We start from the raw sequence: 6,139 nt of genomic DNA, 5'->3' as shown, positions 1-6,139 counted from the left end.
TGAAACTACTGTAGGAGCCAGCTTGCTGGCGATGGACTCCAGTGCGCCGCGTTCATCCCGTTCACCCGCGTTATCGTTAACGACCATCGCTGGCAAGCCAGCTCCTACAGGGGGCCGTGTTCATCCAGCTTCCACGCGTTATCGTTAACGACCATCGCTGGCAAGCCAGCTCCCACAAGGGAACGTGCCCACGCAGAAAATGAAGTGACCTCCAAGCCAGTGAAAGCCTTCAAAAAAAACATGAAAAAACCCGGCTGATCAGGCCGGGTTTTTTGTTGGGCGTTGTGGTGCGGCGATTAGTTATGCCGCACGATTCTGGATCAGACGATCCGAGCCACCTTCAGCAACGCGGTTCTGCAGCAGTTTGTCAGAGCCACCTTCGGCAACGCGGTTCTGCATCAGTTTGTCGGAACCACCTTCAGCGACGCGGTTCTGCAGCAGTTTGTCAGAGCCACCTTCGGCAACGCGATTCTGCAGCAGTTTGTCCGAACCACCTTCAGCAACGCGGTTCTGCAGCAGTTTGTCGGAGCCACCTTCAGCCACGCGGTTCTGCAGCAGTTTGTCAGAGCCACCTTCGGCGATGCGGTTCTGCAGCAGTTTGTCGGAACCGCCTTCAGCCACGCGGTTCTCCATCAACTTGTCGGAGCCATCGGCGGCGACGCGGTTTTCGATCAGGCGATCGGAACCACCCTCGGCCACACGGCTTTCAATCAGACGATCCGAGCCGCCTTCAGCGACCACAGGTTGAGCAGAGGTAGCGGCGAAAGCGTTAACTGCGAAAACCGAGAAAGCGATGCTCAGGAGGGTCTGGCGTTTCATGATCGTGTGCTCCGGGGTGCTTATGGGTTGGTATGGAGCAGATGTTACGCCGTGGATTTTTTATGAGAACTTCATTGAGTTGATGGTGACTATTGATGCAGTCAATGGTGGGGAGCGGGCTTGCTCCGGGCGGCGTTCCGACGAAGGCGGTGTGTCAGTCGATGTTGATGGTGACTGATACAACGCCTTCGCGAGCAGGCTCGCTCCCACAGGTTTTTGCAGTGGCCACAGTGGGCGGAGGGTTAGCGGGAAATGAGGCCGTGATCGATGGCGTATTTGACCAGCGCCGCCGGTTTGTCGATGTTGAGCTTGCGCCGGATGCTCAAGCGGTGTGTCTCCACCGTGCGCACGCTGATGTCCAGCTCCCGGGCCATTTCCTTGTTGTTCAAGCCTTGCGCCATCTTCGACAGCACCTGGCTTTCCCTCGGGGTCAGTTCGTTGTCGGTGTTCCTGTCGGCGATCAGCCGTTGGGCGATGTCGGCGCTGTAGAAGGTCCCGCCGCTGGTGATGGCTTCGATGGCGGCGATGATTTCCCGTGACGGGGCGTTTTTCAGCACATAGCCGCTGGCGCCTGAGCGCACCGACTCGCTGACGTATTCGTAATTGTCGTACATGCTCAGCACCAGCACCTTGAGCGATGGGTACTGGCTGCGCAGCACGCGGGTCAGTTCCAGGCCGTTCATGTCCGGCAGGCTGATGTCGACCAGCAGCAGGTCCGGCTGGCAGCGCCCGACCATGTCGATGGCGTCGGCGCCGTTCTCCGCTTCGCCGACCACTTCCAGGGGCGACATCACGGCCAGCAGCGCCTTGATGCCGTCACGCACCAGGGAGTGATCGTCGACCAGGGCGATGCGGATCGGGGAGGGCAGGTTCATCGCAGCTATTCACTCTTGTAGTGGTGGGGCCGGCTCAGCGTTTTGCGCCGGGTTTCATCGGCAGTCGTACGTCCAGCTCACTTCTGCCCGGCATCGAGATCAAGTCGAACCGGCCGCCAAAATGTTCGACGCGTTCGCGGATGTTACGCAAGCCAATGCCGGCCTGACGCCGTTCGACCTGGGCGACGTTGAAACCGATGCCGTCATCGACCAGCGTCAGCCGCACGGACTCGTCGCAGCCGCGCAGTGTAATGGACACGTGCTTCGCCTGGGCGTGGCGTTCGATATTGGTCAGGCCTTCCTGGACGATGCGGAACAGCGACACCGCTGCGCCATCGACCAGTTGGCAGTCGAATTCATTTTCGTCGTAGGTCACGGTCAGCCCGCTGCGCTGCTCGAATTCCGCCGCCAATTGGCCGATGGCCGCTGGCAGGCCGAGGGTGTCGAGCAAGGATGAGCGCAGGTCATGGGAGAGGCTGCGGACTTCACCGATGGCATCGCCCAGGCGTTCGGTGGCGTCCTTCAAGGTGTTCAAGCCCTTGTCCCGGGCTTTTCCGCTTTCCAGCAGGTGGCTGGCCAGTTCGAACTGGAACTTGATCGAGACCAACACCTGGCTGACGCCGTCGTGCAACTCGCGGGACACCCGGGATCGTTCCTCCTCCTGCAGGCTGACGATGCGCTGGGTCAGGCGCTGCAGTTTCTTGTCCGCCAGGCGATGCTCGCTGACGTTGAGGGTCATGCCGGTGGCGAAGACGAACAGCACCGCGACCAGTGCGACCACGGCAATCGCCATCATGGTCTTGCGGATGCCCATGGCCACTTCGGCACGGGCCTGCTGGGTGGCGCGCTCGACGTCTTCGAGGTAGATGCCGGTGCCGAGCATCCAGCCCCAGCGGTCGAGCATCACCACGTAGGCGAGCTTGTCGGTCACCTGGCCGGAGGAGGGCTTGTTCCAGGCGTAGCGTTGGAAGCCTTCGCCCGATTGCGCGCTTTTCAGCAGCGCCTGAATCACCGGCAGGCCGTGTGGATCCTTCATGTCCCACAGGTACTGGCCCACCAGGTCCGACTGGCGCGCATGCATCAGGCTGCGGCCTTCGTGGTCGTAGACGAAGAAGTAGCCGTTGATGCCGAAGCTGAGCTTGCGCAGTTCTTCCAGCACTTGTTGCTGGGCGCGGGCGTCGCCATGGCCGTCGTCGTACAGCGGGGCGATCAGGCTCTGGGCCATTTCCACGTAGTTTTTCAGTTCCGCGCGTTTGCTCGCCAGAATGCTGTCTTCGATCAACTGCGCCTGTTGATCGCCCAATTGGCGGTTGAGGGAAATCACCAGCGCGCAGATGACGGCAATGGCCAGCACCAGCGGCAGAATCCCGAGGGCGACGATTTTGTGTTTGAGCTGCATATTGACTCCTGCCCGCGCGAAGGCTGGGGATCATATGCCAAAGATACACAGCCTTGTTGGACGGAATGACCATTGGCGGGTGAGGTCATTCAGTTGAAATGCCGAACCTGTGGGAGCGAGCCTGCTCGCGAAGGCGGTGTATCAGTCGACATCGATGTTGAATGACAGAATGCCTTCGCGAGCAGGCTCGCTCCCACATTTGATGAGTGGACAGCCACGGATCTACGTAGAACTACGTAGACGCCACGTACGTAGTAACGCGGATTTATTTGTGGACGGCATGCGCAGATATTGGGCCAGCTCCGCACCGCGGACACAATTATAAAAATTACCGCCGCAGTCACTGGCTGTCGGCAGGAGACACGCTATGCCCCGTCTGGCTAAACACCTCGCCTGGTTTGCCGTGGCTGTCCTGGGAGCGATTGCGCTGAGTGTCGTGGCCCTGCGCCGCGGCGAAGCGATCAACGCCCTGTGGATCGTAGTCGCAGCCGTCGCCATCTACCTCGTTGCCTACCGCTACTACAGCCTGTTCATCGCCAACAAAGTGATGCAGCTCGATCCTACTCGGGCCACGCCGGCTGTGCTCAATAACGACGGTCTGGACTATGTGCCGACCAACAAACACGTGCTGTTCGGTCACCACTTCGCGGCCATTGCCGGTGCAGGTCCGCTGGTCGGTCCGGTACTGGCGGCGCAGATGGGCTACCTGCCCGGCACCCTGTGGCTGATCGCCGGCGTGGTGCTGGCCGGTGCCGTGCAGGACTTCATGGTCCTGTTCATGTCCACCCGCCGCAACGGTCGCTCCCTGGGCGACATGGTCCGTGAGGAAATGGGCCGCATCCCCGGCACCATCGCGCTGTTCGGCTGCTTCCTGATCATGATCATCATCCTTGCGGTGCTGGCGCTGATCGTGGTCAAGGCCCTGGCCGAGAGCCCGTGGGGGATCTTCACGGTGATGGCGACCATTCCGATCGCGATGTTCATGGGCATCTACATGCGCTACATCCGCCCGGGTCGCATCGGTGAGATCTCGGTGATCGGCGTGCTGTTGCTGCTCGGTTCGATCTGGCTCGGCGGGCAGATTGCCGCGGATCCGGTGTGGGCCAAGGCCTTTACCTTTACCGGTATCCAGATCACCTGGATGCTGATCGGCTACGGTTTCGTTGCCGCCGTGTTGCCGGTGTGGCTGATCCTGGCGCCCCGTGACTACCTGTCGACCTTCCTGAAAATCGGCACCATCGTCGCCCTGGCCATCGGCATCCTGGTGACCATGCCCGAGCTGAAAATGCCGGCCCTGACCCAATTCATCGACGGTACCGGCCCGGTCTGGAAGGGCGGTCTGTTCCCGTTCCTGTTCATCACCATCGCCTGTGGCGCGGTGTCGGGCTTCCATGCGCTGATCGCTTCCGGCACCACGCCGAAGTTGCTCGCCAATGAGGGGCATGCCCGTTACATCGGTTACGGCGGCATGCTGATGGAATCCTTCGTGGCCATCATGGCGATGGTCGCGGCGTCGGTGATCGATCCGGGCGTGTACTTCGCCATGAACAGCCCGGCGGCCGTGGTCGGCGCCGATGCGGTGGCCGTTGCGCAAACCGTCAGCAGCTGGGGCTTTGCGATCACACCGGAAGCGTTGCAAGCGGTGGCCCACGACATCGGGGAAACCACCATCCTGGCCCGTGCCGGCGGTGCGCCGACCCTGGCGGTGGGGATCGCGCAGATCCTGCACCAGCTGTTGCCGGGCGAGAACACCATGGCGTTCTGGTACCACTTCGCGATCCTGTTCGAAGCGCTGTTCATCCTGACCGCAGTCGACGCCGGCACCCGTGCCGGGCGCTTCATGCTCCAGGATTTGCTCGGCTCGTTCGTGCCGGCCCTGCGCCGCACCGAATCCTGGACCGCCAACCTGATCGCCACCGCCGGTTGCGTGGCCATGTGGGGTTATCTGCTGTACCAGGGCGTGATCGACCCGCTGGGCGGCATCAACACCTTGTGGCCGCTGTTCGGTATCTCCAACCAGATGCTGGCCGGTATCGCGCTGATGCTCGGCACCGTGGTGCTGATCAAGATGAAGCGCCAGCGTTATGCCTGGGTCACCTTGCTGCCGGCTGTGTGGTTGCTGATCTGCACCACCACCGCCGGCTTCATCAAGCTGTTCGATGCCAATCCGGCGATCGGCTTCCTCGCCCTGGCGAAGAAGTACAGCGATGCCCTGGCCAATGGTCAGGTGCTGGCCCCGGCCAAGAGCATCGAGCAGATGCAACACGTGATCTTCAACGCCTACACCAACGCGACGCTGACTGCGCTGTTCCTGTTCGTGGTGTTCAGCATCCTGTTCTTCGCGCTCAAGGTCGGTATCGCCGCCTGGGGCAGCAAGGAGCGCACGGATAAAGAAGCGCCATTCCAGGCGCTGCCGAATGCATAGGCGAGGAGGGCAGCATGTTCAATGACCTGAGTCGCCTGGGCAAATACCTCGGTCAGGCCGCGCGCCTGATGGTCGGCATGCCCGACTACGACAACTACGTCGAGCACATGCAGGCCAAGCACCCGGACAAACCGGTGATGGACTACGAGGCGTTCTTCCGCGAGCGCCAGGAGGCCCGTTACGGCAGTAAAGCCGGACCCAAGTGCTGTTGAGTGAACAATAAAAAACCGGCTGAAAGGCCGGTTTTTTATTGCCTGGAGCAAAGTCCCGAGTGATGGAGGCCCCGCGGCGATCCGAATCGTCGCCGTCCCTGTTGCCCCGGGTCAGTCAAGGGGCCTTGTCATTCTTTCTCCCGTGAGGCTGATGATCCGGCTTGGCGATCTTGAGTGCCCGGTCGGCGACCTTGGCGTTATGCACCAGGCGACAGAGCACGGCGACGACGATGATCGCCAGCACTACCCAGATGACAATGGCTTTCACGTACATGGCGAAACCTCTCGCGCAAAACGATCCTTCCGATCGCCGACGTCCCTGTAGCAATAGTATTAATCCATTGTGGCAGGTGTTGATGATCTTGCATCGCGTGACTGATTTGCGCTGTTTATCAGCTATCTCCACGGA

The 6,139-nt window shown here is 61.0% G+C and carries 6 protein-coding genes; 2 read left to right on the top strand and 4 right to left on the bottom strand.

Annotated features, from left to right (window positions below; all coding sequences use genetic code 11):
- Window positions 1-300 precede the first annotated feature (300 nt).
- The 3 genes from AC3WJW_RS23935 to AC3WJW_RS23925 form a co-directional block, all read right to left on the bottom strand.
- Window positions 301-819 (bottom strand): phage infection protein, encoded by a 519-nt coding sequence (locus AC3WJW_RS23935; RefSeq protein WP_493727646.1) that lies wholly within the window; start codon window positions 817-819, stop codon window positions 301-303.
- A gap of 242 nt (window positions 820-1,061) precedes the next feature.
- Window positions 1,062-1,694 carry a response regulator gene (locus tag AC3WJW_RS23930; RefSeq protein WP_007970873.1) on the bottom strand — a complete coding sequence of 211 codons (633 nt, stop codon included), beginning with the start codon at window positions 1,692-1,694 and terminating at the stop codon, window positions 1,062-1,064.
- A 34-nt stretch (window positions 1,695-1,728) separates the two neighbouring features.
- Window positions 1,729-3,093, bottom strand: a complete 1,365-nt coding sequence (locus AC3WJW_RS23925; RefSeq protein ID WP_493727645.1) for a cache domain-containing protein — start codon at window positions 3,091-3,093, stop codon at window positions 1,729-1,731.
- A 367-nt stretch (window positions 3,094-3,460) separates the two neighbouring features.
- On the opposite strand from AC3WJW_RS23925, the gene AC3WJW_RS23920 reads away from it, so the two are divergent.
- Window positions 3,461-5,518 carry a carbon starvation CstA family protein gene (locus tag AC3WJW_RS23920; RefSeq protein WP_102702207.1) on the top strand — a complete coding sequence of 686 codons (2,058 nt, stop codon included), beginning with the start codon at window positions 3,461-3,463 and terminating at the stop codon, window positions 5,516-5,518.
- Window positions 5,519-5,532: 14 nt separating this feature from the next.
- Complete coding sequence (locus AC3WJW_RS23915; protein ID WP_493727644.1) at window positions 5,533-5,730, top strand: YbdD/YjiX family protein; 198 nt, start codon at window positions 5,533-5,535, stop codon at window positions 5,728-5,730.
- A 115-nt stretch (window positions 5,731-5,845) separates the two neighbouring features.
- Here the strand turns inward: AC3WJW_RS23915 and AC3WJW_RS23910 are convergent, their stop codons facing one another.
- A complete protein-coding gene (locus tag AC3WJW_RS23910) occupies window positions 5,846-6,004 on the bottom strand; it encodes a hypothetical protein (protein WP_493727643.1) in 159 nt (52 codons plus the stop codon).
- Window positions 6,005-6,139: the final 135 nt, after the last annotated feature.

It is taken from the genome of Pseudomonas sp. GW821-FHT07G06 (assembly GCF_058986625.1).
Note: the sequence above shows the minus strand (reverse complement) of the source record. Positions and strands in the feature narration are given on the sequence as shown.